The sequence below is a fragment of the Alterluteimonas muca genome, assembly GCF_021191595.1.
GTDB classification, from domain to species: Bacteria; Pseudomonadota; Gammaproteobacteria; order Xanthomonadales; family Xanthomonadaceae; genus Luteimonas; species Luteimonas muca.
The window spans coordinates 317,429-335,991 of sequence record NZ_JAIWPS010000002.1 but is presented as its reverse complement, the minus strand read 5'-3'; the positions used below and the strand labels follow the sequence as shown (position 1 = coordinate 335,991).

Here is an 18,563-nt window from a genome sequence, read left to right as displayed (position 1 = left end):
CCGGCGTCGGACCATACGGTGAGGCACTGCTATGCTCACGCCTCGTCCGTCACCCTGGCAGCCCGTGTCCGTCAGCACTCCCGCGCCCGCCGGCGTCGAGGCCGCCGCCCCCGACGGCCCCGGCCGCAAGCCGACCATCACCCGCGATGACCTGATCGCCGCCGCCCTGCGCCTGCTCGGCCCGCACCGCAGCGTGTCGACGCTGAGCCTGCGCGAGATCGCCCGCGAGGCCGGAATCGCCCCCAACAGCTTCTACCGCCAGTTCCACGACATGGACGAACTGGCGGTGGCGCTGATCGACGTGGCCGGTGAATCGCTGCGCCGGATCATCGGTGATGCGCGCAAGCGCGCCGTGTCAGGGCGCAGCATCGTGCGCGGGTCGCTGGAAATCTTCATGGAGCGGCTGCGCGCCGACGACAAGCTGCTGCATGCGCTGCTGCGCGAGGGCACGGTCGGCTCGGATGCCTACAAGCGTGCGGTGGACCGCCAGCTGCACTTCTTCGCCGAGGAACTGCAGGCCGACCTGGTCCGCATCGCCGCCGCGCAGGGGTCGCGTTTCCACCGGCCCGATCTCGTCGCCCGCGCGATCACCCGGCTGGTGTTCGCGATGGGCGGCACCGCCCTGGATTCGCCACCGGCGCAGGACGAGGTGCTGGTGGAGGAACTGGCGCAGATGATCCGCATGCTGCTGCGCGGGGCCCAGGCGCTGAGCCGCGAATAGCAACGGGCGATCCAGGCCGCTGCCTGCAGGACACCCGGATACGCGGACAGCGGTTCCGGCGGTCGCCGCGGGCCACGCCGCACACTGCCTGGGGCTGGCCGGCGGCGCCGTATGATGGCCACCCCGCCCTTGCACCGAGCCGCCATGCCCCTGATCGAGACCATCGCCCACGACCGCATCCGCGAACTGCGCCTGGCGCGCCCGCCGGTCAATGCGCTCGATCCCGCGCTGTGCGATGAACTGGTGCTGGCGATCGAGACCGCGGTGGCCGATGGCGCCGACGGCCTGGTGCTGTCCGGCGGGCCGAAGGTGTTCTCCGCCGGCCTGGACGTGCCCTACCTGCTCTCGGTGCAGGACGACCGCCGCGTGCTGCGCGCCGCCTGGGACAGCTTCTTCAATGCCGCCTATGCGCTGGCGGCCTGCCCGGTGCCGGTGATCGCCGCGATCGGTGGGCATGCCCCGGCCGGTGGCTGCGTGCTCGCCCTGTGCTGCGACGCGCGGATCATGGCCGCCGGCCCCTATTCGATCGGTCTCAACGAGACCCAGGTCGGCCTGCGCATGCCGGTCGGCGTGCTGCGGCTGATGCAGCGCACCGTGGGCCAGCGCCAGGCCGAGCGCCTGGTGGTGCCCGGGCTGATGCTGGACGCCGAGCAGGCGCTGGCGATCGGTCTGGTCGACGAGGTGGTCGGCGTCGACGAGGTGGTGACCCGTGCGGTCACCCGGCTGCAGGCGCTGGCCGCCTTGCCGCGCACGCCGATGCTGGCGACGCGTGCGCTCACCCGTGCCGATCTCGTCGAGGCGATGTCGCCCGCGGCGCTGGAACTCGACGCGATGATCGACGCCTGGTTCGACCCCGACCCGCAGGCGGCGCTGCATGCGCTGGTGGCGCGGCTGGGCAAGCGCTGACCGGAAGTCCTTCGACTGCGGGCGTCGTCAACCCACGTTCGCGGCGCCCGGTCACCGGCAGCAGCAGGGCGCAGCGCGGATGCCGCGCGCAATGGCCGTCAGACGCCGGTGGCAACCGGCCGCGCAGGATCCTCGATCCAGCCACTCCATGAGCCGCCGTACAGGCGCGCGCCCTCGAGGCCGGCATGCGCCATCGCCAGCAGGTGATGGCAGGCGGTCACCCCGGAGCCGCACATCGCCACCATCTCCCCGGCACCGCGTGCGCCGAGCAGTGATTCGAACTCCCGGCGCAGTTCCGCAGCCGGCTTGAAGCGGCCATCGCGCAGGTTCTGTGCGTAGGGGCGGTTGACCGCGCCGGGCACGTGGCCGGCGACGCGGTCGATCGGTTCGACCTCGCCGCGGAAGCGCTCGCCCGCGCGTGCATCCACCAGCAGGCCACCCGACGCGAGATGCGTCTGCACGCTCGCAGCTTCGAGCGGGGGCATCCGCCAGGACAGCGACCGGACGGCGACCGGCGCCGGTACCGGTTGATCGCCCGTGACCGGCAATCCCAGTGCCTGCCAGCGTGCCCAGCCGCCATCGAGCACCGCCACCCGAGCGAAGCCCGCGGCACGCAGCAGGCACCACAGCCGCGCGGCGAAGGCGCCGTCGCCATCGTCGTAGGCGACCACCTGATGGTCGGCATCGACGCCCCAGCCGGCGAGCGTGTCCGCGAACGCCGATGCCGATGGCCACGGATGCCGGCCTTTCCCGGGGGCGTGCGGCCCGGACAGGTCGCGGTCGAGATGCGCATATCGCGCACCGGGCACGTGGCTGCGCTGCCACGCGGCTTCGCCCGCGTCCGGATCCGGGAGCGCGAAGCGGCAATCCACGACCACCACCTCGGGCCGGCCAAGGGCCGTATGCAGCTCCTCGCAATCCACCAGCGTGGTCCACACCGGCGTACTCATGCCGCGGCCTCCCGCAGCGCTGCCAGCCGCTCGCGCAGGTTGAACAGGATCGATGCGGTCGCGCCCCAGATGCGGTGCGGCGTGCACAGCGGGTCGCTGCGGAACTGCAGCACCTGCCGTTCGCGGCCGCGGTACTCGATGGCGATGCGCTCGAGGCTGGTCTCGGCCAGCAGCCAGGCCAGCGGCACTTCGAACACCTCGGCGACCTCGCCCGGATCGGGCCGTGCGATGAAATCCGGGCTGATGCGCGCCACCGCCGGCAGCACGCGGAAGCCGCTGACCGTCAGCAACGGGTCGAGAAAACCCAGCGGCTCGACCTGGCTGGTGGCAAGGCCGATCTCCTCGGCCGCCTCGCGCAGCGCCGCGGCGAGTGAATCGGCGTCCGCGGGCTCGACGCGGCCCCCGGGAAAGCTCACCTGGCCGGGGTGGTGGCGCAGGTTCTCGTTGCGCAGCGTCAGCACCACGCGCAACCCATCGTCGCGGCCGACCAGACCCACCAGCACGCCGGCCTCGGCGTGCACGCGCGCATCCGGCAGCAGGTCGTGCAGTTCGTCGAGGTTCCAGCCTTCGCCGGTGGGCGGGCGCCGCAGCGGATGCAGCACCCGTGCGATCCCCTCCAGTGTCGGCCCCGCCATGGTCACGTGCGCTGCGCCTCGCGTTCGGGCAGCACCACGTCCATGAAGTGCTGGCGCTCGGCCTCGCCCATCTGCGCCCAGCGGGTGATCTCGTCGATGCTGCGATGGCAGCCGTCGCACAGGCCGGCGTCGTCGAGCGTGCACACGCCGATGCAGGGCGTGAGCACCGCAGCCATGGGAATGTAGGCAGTCATGGCGGCCATTGTATTGGCGCCACGGTGAACCCGCTGGCGCGCGGGCCTTCCATGGCGGCATGCCACGCGCGGGCGCCACAAAGTGAAACGCCGCCCGGAGGCGGCGTTCTGCAGTCGCGTGAAGCGGGCGACAGTTACTTGATGCTGACCAGCTTGACGTCGAACACGACCGCCTGGTTCGGGCCGATCGGCGACTGCGGCGAGTTGCCGTAGGCCTTTTCCGGCGGCATCACGATTTCCCAGCGCGCGCCGGTCGGCATCTGCGCCAGGGCCTCGCGCAGGCCTACCAGCGGGATCTGGTCCATGCGCACGCTCACCGGACCGGCCTGCTGGCCTTCCTGGGCGACCGAGGTGTCGACAAAGGTCTGGCCGGTGGACAGGCTGCCCTTGTAGTTGATCGACACTTCGCTGTTCGGGGTCGGCTTGGCGCCGCTGCCGGCCTCGATCACGCGGTACTGCACGCCACCGGCCAGCGACTGCACGCCGGCCTTGGCGCGGTTCTGCGCAAGGAAGGCATCGCTGCGGGTCTTGTTCTCGCCGGCAACGCGCTCGAACTCGGCGCGGGCCTTGGCCAGCTGGCGCTGCTGCATGTTCTCGACCGCACTGCGCAGCTGGTCGACCGGCACGGTGGGATCGCGGCGCGCGTAGCCGTCCTGCAGCGCCTTGATGACGGTGTTGACGTTGACCTGCTCGCCGCTCTCGATCAGGTTGCGGCCCAGGTCGTAACCGAGCGCGTAGCTCAGCCGTCCCTGCTCCGACGAGGTGTCCTGGGCCACGGCGGCGCCGGCGGTCAGGGTCAGTGCCGCCAGGGAAGCGGCCAGCAAACGCAACTTCATTCGGTGGATCTCCGAGAATTTTTCCGGTTTGGGTCGTTCCCGACGGCAGCCCGGGGGCGCGCGGAGGAACGGGTTAGGATAACGACCGCCGGGCTTAACTGCCACTGACGGCGTCCCTCCGACAAGCCCCCCGGGTGGTGAGTTCCCCGGAGGCGCGGAGCCGTTCACGCATGACACCACATTTCGACCTCCGGAAACGAATCGCATGACCGAATCCCTGCTCCTGGTTGCCGACGACGGCGCCGTGCGCACCCTGACCATCAACCGGCCGGACAAGCTCAACGCGCTGAACGCGGCCACGCTCGACGCGCTTCTGGTCGCGTTCGAGGACGCCGCGGAGAACCCCGGCGTGCGCGCCGTCGTACTGACCGGCGCCGGCCCCAGGGCGTTCGTGGCCGGGGCCGACATCGCCGAGATGGCCGACCTGCCGCCGGTTGCCGGGCGCGATTTCTCGCAGCGCGGCCAGCGCCTGATGCGGCGTATCGAGACCTTCCCCAAGCCGGTCGTGGCGATGGTCAACGGCTTCGCGCTGGGCGGCGGGCTGGAGCTGGCGATGGCCTGCCACCTGCGCATCGGTGCCGACACCGCGAAGGTCGGCCAGCCGGAGATCAACCTTGGCCTGGTGCCGGGTTTCGGCGGCACCCAGCGTCTGCTGCGCCTCGCCGGCCGTGCTGCGACCCTCGAGCTGTGCCTGACCGGCACACCGATCGATGCCGCGCGTGCGCAGGCACTGGGCATCCTCACCCGCGTGGTGCCGGCGGATGAATTGGCCGCCGCCACCCGCACGCTGGCGGCGCAGCTGGCCGCGGCGGCGCCGCTGGCGCTGCGCGGCATCCTCGACTGCGTGCATGTCGGTGGCGAGTGCGCGATGAGCGAAGGCCTCGAGTACGAGACCGCGCAGTTCGGGCTGATGTTCGCCACCGAGGACATGCGCGAAGGCACCCGCGCCTTCCTCGAGCGCCGCAAGCCGGACTTCAGCGGGCGCTGAAAGCCATGCACGCGCCCGACCCGCACCGACTGCTCGCGCTGCTGGCCACCGACGACGTCGACGCGGCCATCGAGGCGGGCCTGGCCGAGCTGACCGATTCAGAGCTGGCCGATGCCGGGCTCGCCGGGCTGGCAGCGGCGGACGCGGCCCGGCTGCGCGAGGCGCGCGACCGCCTGCACGCGGCCTGGGCCGCGCGCGAACGCTATCGCGCGCGCAACGAACGCCTGGCGCGCCGCGCCGCCGAACGCGAGGCACGGCGCCAGGCCGCGCTGGCGCCGCCAAAAGCCGCCACGCCGAGCGCGCGGCCCGCCCTGCCGGCCGCCGCCGCGGCCGCACTGGCCCGTGCGCGCAGCCGTGCGCAGCGCCCCGCCGACTCCTGATCCATATGCCCGAACGCAATTCACCGCGGCGCCGCGGCCGCACGCTGACCCGCGCCGAGATCCACGAGATGTTCGAGCGGCTGTCTGCACTGAATCCGAAGCCGACCACCGAGCTCGAATACAGCTCGCCGTTCGAGCTGCTGGTGGCGGTGACGCTGTCGGCACAGTCCACCGACGTCGGCGTCAACAAGGCCACGCGCCGGCTGTTCCCTGTCGCCAATACCCCGGCGGCGATCCTGGCGCTGGGCGAGGACGGGCTGAAGCGCTACATCTCCACCATCGGTCTCTACAACGCCAAGGCGAAGAACGTGATCGCCGCCTGCCGGATACTCGTGGAGCAGCACGGCGGCGAGGTACCGCGTGATCGCGCATCGCTGGAGGCGCTGCCGGGGGTGGGCCGCAAGACCGCCAACGTCGTGCTCAACACCGCCTTCGGCGAGCCGACCATGGCGGTCGACACCCACATCTTCCGGGTCTCCAACCGCACCGGGCTTGCACCAGGAAAGAACGTGCGTGAAGTCGAGGACGGCCTGCTGAAGCGCGTGCCGCGGCAGTTCCTGCACGACGCCCACCACTGGCTGATCCTGCACGGCCGCTACGTCTGCAAGGCACGCAGGCCGGAATGCCCGGCCTGCGTGATCCGCGATCTCTGCCGCTACCCCGACAAGACGCTCCTCTGACCGTACGCCAGAAGGGTGTACCCCATGACCCCGGCGATGCTCAGCGTGCGTCGAACGCCAGAGGCGTCACCGGGCGCGCAACCGGGTCCAGCGGCAGCACCGTCTTGCTCGAATACAGCCGTGCCTCGGGGCCGCTCCACGCGCAATGGGTCGCGGTGGAACCCGCACCGAGGAAGCAGACCGGCCACAGCACGGTGCCCTCCACGGGGCGGGCGTCGACCAGTTCCGGCGAGAACCGCCACTCGGTCGCGGCGCTGCGCGCTGCCGCCGCCATCCTGCGGCTGACGTTTCCATGCACGCTGTCCACCTCGGACGTGCGTACGTGGCCGTCGGCGCCGATATTGAGCTTCAGCACCACCGCTCCCTGACGACCCTCGCGCTGCTCGCGCACCGGATACTCTGGTTGCGTGAGACGCTGGGGCGCCGGGCCTGTGGTCACCGAGACCAGCTCCGGGCCGTTCGCTCCGGGCGAAACGACCAGGCGCAGATAGGTACGGACGCTGCTGTCCTGCCCATGCCCGGAACGACTGTCGGTGGTGAACAGCCAGGTTCCGATCCGGTCGGCGAACTCCGCGCCGAGGGCATCGCCGCCGGCGCCGACCGGCACGACCTCCTGCACCCGGCCGTCGGCATCGAGCTGCACCGCATAGGTATGGACCTGCTGTTCGCTCCAGGCGCCCCGTTCGGTGGCGACCACCGCCTGCGTCGCAGCGCCCAACGCCAGAACGCCGGCGAATCCGAGCAAGGAATTCTTCATTTCAGCCCCTCGAGATGTGTGACAGGGACATGTCACACCACGCCAGCCGCCGCGATGATGACAATGCAATGACACACCCTCATGAAGCCGATCAGCGGTCGAATCCTGCTTACAGACGGTCGAAACGCAGTGTAAACCGGGCTTGCCCTGCTGCCCTGCAACAGCAAAAGCCCTGCGCCTTGGCGAACGACGCGGTTACCAGGGTCCTGGCACCCCGGAACGCCTCAGACGTGCCGGCTCTCGCGCAACCACTTGGTCGCCACCCACTTCTCCCCGGCCAGCACCGGCGCGCCGCCGTGCAGGCTGCGCGTCATCGGATGCGGGCGGTCGTAACTGAAGAACACCGCATTGCCCCGGATCGCCGCGACTTCGAACTGGACATCGGGAAACGTCGTGGCGCCACCCCGCGCCGGGGTATTGAGGTACATCACAAGGGTCGCCACGCGCTGGCCGCCCCGCGCCAGCGTGGCGCGGTTGCCCGCGCGGTCCGGATCGAAATAGTCGTAGTGCGGCTTGTACTCCGCGCCCACGCCGTAGTTCAGCAGCTGAATGCCCTCGCCGTGCTCCAGCGGCCACTCGGTGAGCGCGGCGATCCGCGCTTCGATCGTGCGCAGCAACCCGTTCTCGCCGCGTTGCAGGAACAGGCCCCGGCTGGTGCGGTCCGGATGGACCTGGTCGCGTCCGGTTTCCGGGTCGAGCGTGGGCGAACGCTGCACGCGGCCGCGCGCGAGTTCGATCAGGGCATCGCACTCGCCGTCCGAGAGCAGCCCCCCGAACACCACCACGTGGGGGTGCACGAGGTGGGCGAGCACCTGCACGCGGCGGTCGCCGGCGTCGATCTGCGACGCGCCATTCCATGCCACCGGCGCAGGCACGCGCGCAGGCGCGGGAAGCCCGGCGTCACGTGCATGCCTGGCGAGGTGGTCGCGCACCGCCGTGTCGATGGCGTCGATTGCCGCCTGCTCCGCCCAGCCGCGGGTCACCAGTGTCGCCACCACGGCTTCGGGGGACTGGCCCGCACCCACCTGCGCGAGGATCCAGCCGTCGAGTTCCGGGCCAGTGTGTCGAAGGTCCATGGGAGCGCTCTCCGGTTGCCATCGCGGACGCACGGACAGCATGCGCGTCGCGCAAGCCTGCACTGTGTCCATGACGGTACGAAGAAAAAAGATCGGCGGACCGGGTTGGTGACGAGGGGCCCGTCGCCCGGCACGACCCATCGCTATAACGCAAGAAAAGCGTCACACAACGCATCTATAACTTTCCTCCGATCTTCACCGGGGAACGGGGGCCGCGGTCTATGGAAGCGCCCTCACTCCTGCGTCGACACCCCTGTCTAATTTCTCGGAGAGAGTTGCAAATGGCTGCGAACAATTACCGGACTCTGGCGCTGGCCTTCGGCGCGGTCCTCGCCCTTGGCGGCTGCGGCAATGGCGCCGATCGCGTGGCATCCCCCGGCGAAGGCGCGTTCCCGCCGGCCCCGCCGCCGACCACGCCTCCGCCGACCACCCCGCCCCCGACCACGCCGCCGCCGCCGACCGGTGGCCCCGCCGCGGACTGTCCGTCGGGCTTCACCGACCTGGGCACCGTCGCCAATAACACCCTGCGCGCCTGCCGTCTGCCCCAGCTGATCACCGGCAACGTGGTCGTTCCCAAGCGCGACGGCACCGTCTACGCCATCTCGGGCCGCGTCAGCGTCGGTCAGGACCAGGGTGGCGATGCGGCCAATCCGCACCCGGTCCCGCGTGGCGTGCTCACCATCGAGCCGGGCGTGACCCTCTACGCGTCCTCGGGCAACGACTACCTGCTGGTCAACCGCGGCTCGGAACTCTACGCCGACGGCACGGTCGACCAGCCGATCATCTTCACCGCACGCCAGGACCTCGAAGGCCAGACCAACGCCGACACCATGGGTCTGTGGGGCGGACTGATCCTGGCCGGCCGCGCACCGATCAACGCCTGCCCGGGTGGTACCACCTCGGGGACCCCGCAGTGCCAGAGCCAGGTCGAGGGCACCAACGCGTTCTACGGCGGCAATGCCCCGAACGACAGCAGCGGCCGCATCCGCTACGTGCAGGTCAAGTACTCGGGCTTCGAGATCTCGCCGAACAATGAGCTGCAGGGCATCACCGCCGCCGGCGCCGGCAGTGGCACCGTGCTGGAGTACTTCCACATCCACAACAGCTCGGATGACGGTATCGAGATCTTCGGCGGCACGATGAACGCCCGTTACCTCGTGGTGACCGGTGCCGACGACGATTCCATCGACACCGACACCGGCTGGAACGGTGCCATCCAGTTCGGCATCGTGATCCAGCGCCCCGGCGGCGGCGACCGCATGAACGAGTGGAGCAGCATCAACCGCCAGCCCTACTCGCAGCCGCGCGTGGCCAACATCACCTACGTCGGCCGTGCCGGTGGCGGCGCCGCGATCCATCTCAACCAGGGCACCCAGGCCTCGTTCTACAACAGCGTGGTGACCCGTCCGGCGGGTGGCTCGGGCTCCGCCGAGCGCTGCCTCGAGATTCGCGATGCCAACACCACCGGCACCTTCCACTCGGTGCATTTCTCCTGCCCGGTCGCGTTCGAGGACGCCCGCGCACAGACCGCATTCGAGGCGGGCACGAACAACGTCGTCGGCACTTCGAGCCTGACCGGCGTCTTCATCAACGGACCGCAGGAACGCGCGGTGCCTGCGTACCAGGGACTGGCGCAGGTGCATCCCTTCTTCCGCCAGGTGGACTACATCGGTGGCGTGCGTGACGCCAACGACACTTGGTGGAGGGGCTGGACCTGCGGCCTGACGGCGGACTCCCCGTCCTGCTGATCGGACCACGCACAAGCGCAGCGGGGCGGCGGAAACGCCGCCCCGCTGCAATCGTGATCCGGAAATCTTCCCTGTCCGCAGCCAAGGCTTTCCCATGAAACACATTCCGACCCGAAACCGCCTGGTCCGACGGCACCTGCCGCTGGCCATCTCGGCCCTGCTGGCACCCTGGGCCGCGCATGCCCAGGACGCCCCGCCCGCGTCCCCCTCGCCCACCCAGCTCGACGCCGTCCAGGTGCGTGGCGAATACATCCCGGAGCCGATGCTCCAGACGTCCGAAGTCGCCTCGTTCATCACCCGCGAGGATTTCGAGCGCACCGGCGACAGCGATGCCGCAGCCGCGCTGACCCGGGTGACCGGCCTGAGCCTGGTACGCGGCAAGTTCGTCTACGTGCGCGGCCTCGGCGAGCGTTACTCGTCCGCATTGTTCAACGGCTCGCCGTTGCCGAGCCCGGAGCCGCTGCAGCGCGTGGTGCCGCTGGACCTGTTCCCGAGCGAGGTGCTCGAGAGCGTGACCGTGCAGAAGACCTATTCGGCACGCTATCCGGGCGAGTTCGGCGGCGGCGTCATCGACCTGCAGTCGCTGACCGTGCCCGACGAGCCTTTCCTCAACCTGTCGATCGGCACCGGTGGCAACAGCGTCACCACCTTCGAAAAGGGCCTGACCTACTTCGGCTCCGACGACGACTTCTGGGGCTACGACGACGGCACCCGCAAGATGCCGAGCGCGCTGAGCGAAGCCATCGCCACCGGGCGTCGCGTCGACCTCGGCTCGTTCGAGCGCGAGGACATCCGCCGCATCGGCCGCAGCCTGCAGAACGCCAACGTCCGCCTGCTGCAGGAAAAGGACAGCATCGATCCGGACCTGAGCTTCGGCGGCAGCGCCGGCTATTCGCTCGACATGGGCGACGACGGCCGGCTCGGCTTCGTCGCCGTCGCCGGTTTCGACAACCAGTGGCGGACCCGCTTCGGCGTGCAGCGCGACCCGGTGTTCGTCGACGACGCCGTGCAGTACAACTCGGACTACGACTTCTTCTCCACCACCAACAACGCCAAGGTCAACGTCCTGCTCGGCGCGGGCTGGGAGAACGGCAACCACAGGATCGGGCTGACCACGCTGTACGTGCACGACACGCTCAAGGAAGCGCGCTCGCGCTCGGGCTTCGACAACCTTGCCGGGTTCCAGGTCCGGGACGACTACACCGAGTGGTTCGAGCGCGAGCTCGTCAACAACCAGATCACCGGCACCCATACGTTCGGCGAGTACGACGACCTGAAGATCGAATGGCGTGGTGCCATCGCACGCGCCACCCGCGACGCCCCCTACGAGACCGGCATCCGCTACGAACTGGTCGATGGCTACTGGTCGCACGACGGCACCCGCGTGCAGAACCACCTGCGCTTCAGCAACGTCGAGGACGAGGTCGCCAGCGGGGGCGTCGACGTGAGCTGGCGCCTGCCGGTGGAGCGCGACATCACCGTATCCGGCGGCGTCGCATATTCCGACAACGACCGCAATGCGGAAAACCGCGAGTTCCGCCTGCTGGCGCTGGACGGGCCGCTGCCGCACTACAACCGCTACCAGCGCGTGGACTACCTGTTCTCCGACTACAACCTCAGCAACGACCTGTTGCGGTTGCGCGAGGTCACCGGCAATTCCGGCGACGCCGCGTACGACGCGACCCTCAAGGTCAGGGCGGGCTATCTGCAGGCCGAGGCGGAACTCTCCCCGCACGTGCGTGCTACCGCTGGCGTGCGCTACGAGGACGCCACGCAGGCGGTCCATACCTACGACATCTTCAGCGGCGAACGTCAGGGCGGCGTCGACCCGCTGCGCAACAGCTACGTCCTGCCCACCGCCACCGTGACCTGGAACTTCTCGGAGAACCAGCAGATCCGCTTCGGCGCCTCGAAGACCATCGCCCGGCCGCAGTTCCGCGAACTCTCGCCGCTGCAGTACCTCGACCCGGACAACGACCGGATCTTCTACGGCAACCCGTACCTCGTCGACAGCGAGCTGCTGAACCTCGACGCACGCTACGAGTGGTTCTTCGGTTCCGGCGAGTACTTCACGCTCGGCGCGTTCTACAAGGACATCGACAAGCCGATCGAGAGCAACGTCAACGACGCGCCGGGCGGCGGCATCCTGCAGAGCTTCCTCAATGCCCCATCGGCGACGCTGTACGGGGCCGAGATCGAGGCGAAGAAGTACGTGGAGCTGCCGATCGAGGCGAACTGGTGGGGCGACAAGCGCCTGTACGTGGCGGCCAACTACACCTGGTCGAACTCGGAAGTGCAGGTGAAGGCCGGCGACACCGTGCATCCGTATGGATTCCTGACGCCGCAGGATGCCACCCTGTTCGTCCGCGACGGCAGCGTGATGCAGGGCCAGTCGGACCATATCGGCAACCTGCAACTGGGCGTCGAGAGCGAGAACAGCCGCACGCGGGCCACCCTCATCGCCAACTACGTGGGCGAGCGCGTCAGCGCGCGCGGCCGGCCGGGGCAGCCCGACTACATGGAAAAGCCGGGTGTTTCGCTCGACCTGGTGCTGCGCCAGGGCTTCAGCCTCGGCGACAACGAGATGACGCTCGGCTTCAGCGCCCGCAACATCCTCGACGCCGACCATCGCGAGTACCAGGAAGGCGGCGAGCGGATCGACATCTACCGCTACAGCCCGGGCGTGTCCTACACGCTGAGCCTGTCCGCTTCGTTCTGATCCGGCGCGCTCGTTTCCGGCCCCGTTCCCGCCCTGCGGGAGCGGGGCCGGTTGCGTTCCAGGGGAGCGTTGCCGCGACGAGCCGGAGCCCAAGGAAGCGAACAACGAAGACGACTCTCGTCGAATATGGCAGCTGAAGCCTGACTGTCACAAATCGGTCTCAAACTGGCCGTATCCCCGCCAGACCGTCACAGTCCGTGCATAACGCGCTCCGACGCCCCCTGTTGCGCTCCTTCCGCAACGGCGCACGTTCCGGCGGCTCTCCCGCGTCCGGCGCGACATTGCGCGCGGGCGTGGAACTGTTGCTTGTGGCGCTGCTTGCGCTGCAGGCCGCACGCCTGGGCTGGCTGCTGCTGGCGCCAGCGGGTCCGCTGGTTGCCGATGACAGTGTCGTGGCAGCGCCCGCCCCGGTGCCGCCTGCACTGGCGCTGTCATCCGATCCCTTCCATCCCGCCGCCGGTCGTCACGGCGTCGCAGCCGCGGATGTCTCCGGGCTGCGTCTGCACGGCGTGCGGATGGCGGGGACCGGGAGCTCCGCGATCCTCTCGTCCGCCGACGCACCGCAGGCGGCATTCCGCACCGGCGACAGCGTCGCGCCCGGGGTCGTTCTTCATGCGGTCGCATCCGATCACGTGATCCTGCGCACCGGCGCGGGCGAACGTCGCCTCGCGCTGGAAGCCGCACCCGCATCGACCGCGACCGCGGTCGCTCCCACGCGCACCGTCGGCACGACGGCGGCCCCGTCTGGGGCACCCATCGACCCCGCTGCGCTGGTCGCCCAGGCCGGCTTCAGTGCGCGGGTGGAGAACGGAAAGATCACCGGATACACCCTGATCCCGCGTGGTGACGGCGCGGTGCTGCGCGAGGCGGGCCTGGAAGCGGGCGACGTGTTGCTGGCAATCAACGGCAACCCGCTGACGCCCGAGCGGATCGCGGAACTGGAACCCGAGCTTGCACGCGGGGAGGCCAGGCTCACCGTCCAGCGTGGCGGACAGACGCGCACACTCACCTTGCGGACGGCCCTGCCTTGACCTACCGATTCCACTCCGTTTCCCTCGCGGTCGCGTTGGCCCTGGCGACCGCCCTCCCCCTGGCCGCGCAGGATGGCGCCACGCGCGCGCCTGCGCTGCACGTGCAGAACGCTGACATCCGCGCCTTCATCCAGGACGTCGCGCGCGCCACCGGCACGACGTTCCTGGTGGATCCCGCCGTGCAGGGCACCATCACCCTGTCCAACGAGGAACCGCTGACGGAGCCCGAGCTGCTGGGAATCCTGGTGGCGACGCTGCGCGCGAACGGCCTGATCGCGGTGCCCAGCGGATCCGGTGTGTACCGGGTGGTCCCGGACGACACCGCCGCGCAGCAGCCCGGTGCCGTCGCGGCCGGCGGCGCCGGCGGGTTCTCCACCCAGGTATTCCAGCTGCGCCACGTCGACGCGCAGGCGGCCGTGGAAACCGTACGCCCGCTGGTCGGGCGTGGTGGCGTGGTGCTGGCCACCCCGCAGGGAAACAACCTGCTCGTCGCCGACTACACCGACAACCTGCGCCGCCTGCGCGGGCTGATCGCGCAGATCGACCAGGACCGCGCGCAGGTGGAGGCGGTGAGCCTGCGCAACAGTTCCGCACGCGAGATCGCCCAGGTCGTCGACAACCTCTATGGCGGCCAGCGCCGCGGCGGCGTGCTCACGGTGGTGCCGGTCGAAAGCAGCAACGCGGTGCTGTTGCGCGGGGATGCCGCGCTGGTGCAGACCGTGCGCCGCGTGGTCGAGGACCTCGACCGGCGCGCCGAGAACAGCGGCGACGTGCGGGTCATCCGCCTGCAGCATGCCAATGCCGAAGACCTGCTGCCGGTGCTGCAACAGGTGGTCGGTACGCCGGATGCGGGCAACACGAGGCAGGCCGGCGGCGGCACGGCCGGCGGGCTGCAGCAGCGCCTCTCGATGCCCGCGACCGACGCGGGAAACCTGGCCGGAGGCACCGCCTTCTCCGCGCCGGTCGCGGACGGCGTTGCGGCGCCGCTTGCGGCGTCGGTGATGGTTGCGCCGGGCCGGCGCGCGACCATCGCCCGCTATCCGGGTGCCAACGCGGTCATCATCAACGCCGATCCGGAAACCCAGCGCATGCTGGTCGACGTGATCACCCAGCTCGACGTGCGCCGCGAGCAGGTGCTGGTCGAGGCGCTGGTGGTCGAGATCTCCGACGACGCCGCACGGCGGCTGGGGGCGCAGCTGCTGGTGGCCGGCCGCGACGGCAACATCCCGTTGGGCTACACCAACTTCCCCGGCGGCGCGCCCAGCATAGGCGCGCTGGCGGCCGCGGCGGCGCGCGTTCGCGAGGGCGACACCGACTCCCCCGTCGTCCGCAACGCGGTGAACTCGCTGCTCGGCTACAACGGCGGCCTGATGGGCCTGGCCGGAAATACCGGCAGCGCGATGTTCGGGCTGATCATCGACGCGGTGCGCAGCGACACCTCGTCCAACCTGCTGTCCACGCCGTCGATCCTGACCCTGGACAACGAGGAGGCGCGGATCCTCGTCGGCCAGGAGATCCCGGTGACCACCGGCGAAGTGCTGGGCGACGCCAACACCAACCCGTTCCGCACGATCCAGCGCCAGGATGTCGGCATCCAGCTGGTGGTGCGGCCGCAGATCAACGCCGGTGGCGGCATCACCCTGGCGCTGCGGCAGGAAGTCTCCTCGGTCGCCGGCCCGGTGAGCGAGACGTTCAACGAACTGGTGCTGAGCAAGCGCGAGATCGAGACCCGCGTGCTCGCCGACGACGGCGCGATCGTCGTGCTCGGCGGCCTGCTCGACCAGAACGACCGCAACACCGTCAACAAGGTGCCGGTGCTCGGCGACATCCCCGGCCTGGGCGCGCTGTTCCGCAGCACCGCCCGCGAGCGCAACAAGACCAATCTAATGGTCTTCATCCGCCCCACGATCGTGCGCGACGCGGCGCAGGCGCAGGCGGTCACGGCGCCCCGTTACGACTACATGCGTGCGCGCCAGCTCGACAGCGGCGGCACCAGCGCCGACGGCCGCACGATGCTCGACACGCTGGTCCGCGACTATTTCGGCACCACCCCGCCGGTGATGCCGCCGCCCGCGCTGGCGCCCGTTCCCGCCACCACCGATGACGCGCAGCCGTGAGTGAAGCCGCGCCAGCGCTGGCCTACGCGTTCGCACGCCAGCACGGGCTGCTGCTGCTGGCGCTGGGTGACGGCCCGGCGCGCGTGGGCATGCGCGAAGGCGCGTCGCCTGCCGGCCTGGTCGAAGTGCGGCGAGCCCTCGACCGGCCGCTCGACATCCAGGTACTGTCCCGCGACGACTTCGACCGCCGCCTGTCCGAGGCCTATGCGGGCAACGGTCTCGTGGGCGCGGAAGGCATCGGGCAGGGCGACGATCTCGACGCGCTTGCCGACGACCTGCCGGCAACGGCCGATCTGCTCGACGCGCAGGACGATGCTCCGGTCATCCGGCTGATCAACGGCCTGATCGCCGAAGCCGCGCGCAGCGGCGCCTCCGATGTGCACATCGAACCGTTCGAGAGCGCGCTGCTGGTGCGCTTCCGGATCGACGGTGTGATGCGCGAAGCGCTGACGCTGCCGCCGCGGCTGGCGCCGATGCTGGTCTCGCGGGTCAAGGTCATGGCGCGCCTGGATATCGCCGAACGCCGCGTGCCGCAGGACGGCCGCATCTCGCTGGCGATGGGCACCAAGGCCCTGGATGTACGCGTCTCCACCCTGCCGGCGCGCAACGGCGAGCGGGTGGTCATGCGCATCCTGGACAAGGGCGCGGGCGCCCGCCCGCTGGAGGCGCTGGGCATGCCGGCGCCGGTGCTCGCCGCGCTGCGCACCGCGCTCGCGCAGCCCAACGGCATCGTGCTGGTGACCGGGCCCACCGGTTCGGGCAAGACCACCACGCTTTACGCGGGGCTGCAGGCGCTCAACGACGGCAGTCGCAACATCCTCACCGTGGAGGATCCGGTCGAATACGCGGTCGACGGCATCGGCCAGACCCAGGTGAACGCGCGCGTCGGGATGTCGTTCGCCGCCGGGCTGCGCGCGATCCTGCGCCAGGACCCGGACGTGGTGATGATCGGCGAAATCCGCGATCCGGAAACCGCGCAGATCGCGGTGCAGGCCAGCCTCACCGGCCACCTGGTGATGTCGACGGTGCACACCAACGATGCGCTGGGTGCGATCACCCGCCTGCGCGACATGGGCATCGAATCGTTCCTGCTTGCCAGCACCGTGCGCCTGGTCCTCGCGCAGCGCCTGATCCGCCGGCTGTGCCCGCATTGCCGGCAGCCGCGTGCGCCCGATGTGCTGAGCGCGAGGCTGATGGGTCCGGACTACGGGGGCCCGCTGTTCGCGGCGGCCGGCTGCCCGCAATGCCAGCAGTCGGGCTACGCCGGGCGCATCGGCGTGTACGAGGCGGTGAACATCGACGAGCGCCTGCGTGCGCTGATCGGCGCTGGCGCCGACGAGGACGCACTGGCCGGGGCGGCCGCGGTGTCCGGGGACTGGCTTGCCGATTCGGCGCGCGCCTGCGTTGCCGCCGGCACCACCACGCCGGAGGAAGCACTGCGCGTGGTGCGCCAGGACGAACGGAGCATGCCGGCGTGAGTGCCTGGGAGTACGAGGCACTCGACGACCGCGGTCGACCGCGCAACGGCACGCTTGCGGCCGCCAGCGAGCGCGAGGCGCGCGAACACCTGGTGCGCCGCCGTCTGTGGCCGTTGCGGCTGTCGCCGACGACCACGCCGGCCGCCGGGCTGCGCGGCCGTTTCGGCGCCCGCGAGCTGGCGCTGGCCACGCGACAGCTGGCGACCCTGGCGGCGGTCGCACCGATGGAGGAGGCACTGCGCACCATCGGCACCCAGTCCGAGCGACCGGGTACGCGCCGGGTCCTGCTGTCCACCCAGGCCGCGGTGGTCGAAGGCTTCCGGCTCTCGGAAGCGATGGCACGCCAGGGCAAGGCGTTCCCGCCGCTGTACCGGGCGATGGTCGCGGCGGGCGAGAGCACCGGTGCGCTGCCCGACATCCTGGAGCGGCTGGCCGACCTGCTGGAACGGCAGCAGGAAGTCCGCGGCAGACTGGTCGCCACGCTGGTGTACCCGATGGTGCTGGCAGTCACCGCGGTGGCGGTGGTGATCGCGCTGATGACCTTCGTGGTACCGCGCGTGGTCGAGCAGTTCGACTCGATGGGCCGTGCGCTGCCCTGGCTGACCCGCGCGGTGATCGCGGTGTCGGACGCGATGACCACGTGGGGCGTCGTGTTCGCAGCCGTGCTGCTGTTGGCCGGCGTCGCCGCACTGCACGTTCTGCGCAGGCCGGGCCCGCGGCTGCGCTTCGACGGCGCCCTGCTGCGCACGCCGATCCTGGGGCGGATGCTGCGCGACCTGCATGCCGCACGCCTGTCGCGCACCCTGGCGATCATGCTCGCCGGCGGGCTGCCGCTGATGGAGGGCCTGCGCATCACCGCGCGCACCGTGGGCAACCGCGTGCTGCGTGACGCCACCGACGGGATGGCCGATGCGATCCGCGAGGGTGCCAGCCTGTCGACCGCGATGCGCCGCGCCGGGGTGTTCCCGCCCACGCTGCTGTACATGGCCGCGAGCGGCGAGGACAGCGGCCGCCTGGCGCCGATGCTCGAGCGCGCCGCCGACTATCTCGAGCGCGAATTCAACACCTTTACCTCCGCCGCCATGAGCCTGCTGGAGCCGGCGATCATCATCGTCATGGGGGCGGCGGTGGCGGTCATCGTGCTCTCGATCCTGCTGCCGATCCTGCAGTTCAACTCCCTGGTTGTCGGCTGATCCCACTTCGTTTCCGGAGCGTTCCATGTCGTATCGCCAACCCGCTTGCCCCGCGCGCGCGACGCGCGTCCACCTCCAGCCACGGCGCCCAGGCGCCCACGGGCTCCCTGCTCCGGCAGAACGCGACGAGACAAGCGGACTCCCCTCTCCCGCC

The 18,563-nt window shown here is 70.3% G+C and carries 15 protein-coding genes and 1 pseudogene; 11 read left to right on the top strand and 5 right to left on the bottom strand.

Going from position 1 to position 18,563, the window contains the following annotated elements; all coding sequences use genetic code 11:
* Positions 1-64: 64 nt before the first annotated feature.
* Entirely contained in the window at positions 65-721 is a 657-nt protein-coding gene (gene fabR, locus LDO11_RS04830; protein ID WP_232140553.1) for an HTH-type transcriptional repressor FabR, read from the top strand.
* A gap of 144 nt (positions 722-865) precedes the next feature.
* A complete protein-coding gene (locus LDO11_RS04825; RefSeq protein ID WP_232140552.1) occupies positions 866-1,627 on the top strand; it encodes an enoyl-CoA hydratase/isomerase family protein in 762 nt (253 codons plus the stop codon).
* 98 nt (positions 1,628-1,725) lie between these two features.
* On the opposite strand, the gene LDO11_RS04820 is transcribed toward LDO11_RS04825, so the two are convergent.
* From LDO11_RS04820 to LDO11_RS04810, 3 genes and pseudogenes are all read right to left on the bottom strand, one after another.
* Positions 1,726-2,577, bottom strand: a complete 852-nt coding sequence (locus tag LDO11_RS04820) for a sulfurtransferase (protein ID WP_232140551.1) — start codon at positions 2,575-2,577, stop codon at positions 1,726-1,728.
* Positions 2,574-3,406: pseudogene (locus LDO11_RS04815) on the bottom strand (NUDIX hydrolase). Before LDO11_RS04815 ends, LDO11_RS04820 begins: the two are co-directional and overlap by 4 nt.
* A gap of 134 nt (positions 3,407-3,540) precedes the next feature.
* On the bottom strand, positions 3,541-4,242 hold the full coding sequence (locus LDO11_RS04810) for an FKBP-type peptidyl-prolyl cis-trans isomerase N-terminal domain-containing protein (protein WP_232140550.1): 702 nt from the start codon (positions 4,240-4,242) through the stop codon (positions 3,541-3,543).
* Positions 4,243-4,447: 205 nt separating this feature from the next.
* Between LDO11_RS04810 and LDO11_RS04805 the strand changes: the two genes are divergently transcribed.
* Genes LDO11_RS04805 through nth form a run of 3 tightly spaced genes read left to right on the top strand, consistent with a single transcriptional unit; the run spans position 4,448 to position 6,290 of the window.
* Positions 4,448-5,230 (top strand): enoyl-CoA hydratase/isomerase family protein, encoded by a 783-nt coding sequence (locus LDO11_RS04805; protein ID WP_232140549.1) that lies wholly within the window; start codon positions 4,448-4,450, stop codon positions 5,228-5,230.
* Between the two features lie 5 nt (positions 5,231-5,235).
* Positions 5,236-5,610 carry a hypothetical protein gene (locus tag LDO11_RS04800; protein WP_129136267.1) on the top strand — a complete coding sequence of 125 codons (375 nt, stop codon included), beginning with the start codon at positions 5,236-5,238 and terminating at the stop codon, positions 5,608-5,610.
* A gap of 5 nt (positions 5,611-5,615) precedes the next feature.
* Entirely contained in the window at positions 5,616-6,290 is a 675-nt protein-coding gene (nth, locus tag LDO11_RS04795; protein ID WP_232140548.1) for an endonuclease III, read from the top strand.
* Between the two features lie 40 nt (positions 6,291-6,330).
* Here nth and LDO11_RS04790 read toward each other — a convergent pair whose 3' ends face one another.
* Complete coding sequence (locus LDO11_RS04790; protein WP_232140547.1) at positions 6,331-7,047, bottom strand: TonB family protein; 717 nt, start codon at positions 7,045-7,047, stop codon at positions 6,331-6,333.
* Positions 7,048-7,271: 224 nt separating this feature from the next.
* The gene (locus LDO11_RS04785; protein WP_232140546.1) at positions 7,272-8,123 is read right to left on the bottom strand and encodes a 2OG-Fe(II) oxygenase; all 852 of its coding nucleotides are present in this window, start codon (positions 8,121-8,123) and stop codon (positions 7,272-7,274) included.
* A 281-nt stretch (positions 8,124-8,404) separates the two neighbouring features.
* On the opposite strand from LDO11_RS04785, the gene LDO11_RS04780 reads away from it, so the two are divergent.
* The 6 genes from LDO11_RS04780 to gspF all read left to right on the top strand — a co-directional run bounded on the left by LDO11_RS04780 (position 8,405) and on the right by gspF (position 18,409).
* Entirely contained in the window at positions 8,405-9,871 is a 1,467-nt protein-coding gene (locus LDO11_RS04780) for a beta-helix domain-containing protein (protein ID WP_232140545.1), read from the top strand.
* A gap of 94 nt (positions 9,872-9,965) precedes the next feature.
* On the top strand, positions 9,966-12,590 hold the full coding sequence (locus LDO11_RS04775) for a TonB-dependent receptor domain-containing protein (protein ID WP_232140544.1): 2,625 nt from the start codon (positions 9,966-9,968) through the stop codon (positions 12,588-12,590).
* Positions 12,591-12,883: 293 nt separating this feature from the next.
* On the top strand, positions 12,884-13,621 hold the full coding sequence (locus tag LDO11_RS04770) for a type II secretion system protein N (protein ID WP_232140543.1): 738 nt from the start codon (positions 12,884-12,886) through the stop codon (positions 13,619-13,621).
* Positions 13,618-15,738, top strand: coding sequence for a type II secretion system secretin GspD (gene gspD, locus LDO11_RS04765; protein WP_232140542.1), 2,121 nt, complete (start codon positions 13,618-13,620; stop codon positions 15,736-15,738). The genes LDO11_RS04770 and gspD overlap by 4 nt, the downstream gene beginning before the upstream one ends.
* Complete coding sequence (gspE, locus tag LDO11_RS04760) at positions 15,735-17,216, top strand: type II secretion system ATPase GspE (protein WP_157800560.1); 1,482 nt, start codon at positions 15,735-15,737, stop codon at positions 17,214-17,216. Before gspD ends, gspE begins: the two co-directional genes overlap by 4 nt.
* The gene (gene gspF, locus LDO11_RS04755; RefSeq protein ID WP_100322302.1) at positions 17,213-18,409 is read left to right on the top strand and encodes a type II secretion system inner membrane protein GspF; all 1,197 of its coding nucleotides are present in this window, start codon (positions 17,213-17,215) and stop codon (positions 18,407-18,409) included. Before gspE ends, gspF begins: the two co-directional genes overlap by 4 nt.
* Positions 18,410-18,563: the final 154 nt, after the last annotated feature.

What these genes read in the sequence shown, in the direction of transcription:
- LDO11_RS04825 (WP_232140552.1), top strand. Translation starts at nt 866, where the DNA reads ATGCCCCTGATCGAGACCATCGCCCACGACCGCATCCGCGAACTGCGC.
- LDO11_RS04785 (WP_232140546.1), bottom strand. Translation starts at nt 8,123, where the DNA reads ATGGACCTTCGACACACTGGCCCGGAACTCGACGGCTGGATCCTCGCG.
- LDO11_RS04800 (WP_129136267.1), top strand. Translation starts at nt 5,236, where the DNA reads ATGCACGCGCCCGACCCGCACCGACTGCTCGCGCTGCTGGCCACCGAC.
- LDO11_RS04790 (WP_232140547.1), bottom strand. Translation starts at nt 7,047, where the DNA reads ATGAAGAATTCCTTGCTCGGATTCGCCGGCGTTCTGGCGTTGGGCGCT.
- LDO11_RS04810 (WP_232140550.1), bottom strand. Translation starts at nt 4,242, where the DNA reads ATGAAGTTGCGTTTGCTGGCCGCTTCCCTGGCGGCACTGACCCTGACC.
- LDO11_RS04820 (WP_232140551.1), bottom strand. Translation starts at nt 2,577, where the DNA reads ATGAGTACGCCGGTGTGGACCACGCTGGTGGATTGCGAGGAGCTGCAT.
- LDO11_RS04780 (WP_232140545.1), top strand. Translation starts at nt 8,405, where the DNA reads ATGGCTGCGAACAATTACCGGACTCTGGCGCTGGCCTTCGGCGCGGTC.
- LDO11_RS04805 (WP_232140549.1), top strand. Translation starts at nt 4,448, where the DNA reads ATGACCGAATCCCTGCTCCTGGTTGCCGACGACGGCGCCGTGCGCACC.
- LDO11_RS04775 (WP_232140544.1), top strand. Translation starts at nt 9,966, where the DNA reads ATGAAACACATTCCGACCCGAAACCGCCTGGTCCGACGGCACCTGCCG.
- nth (WP_232140548.1), top strand. Translation starts at nt 5,616, where the DNA reads ATGCCCGAACGCAATTCACCGCGGCGCCGCGGCCGCACGCTGACCCGC.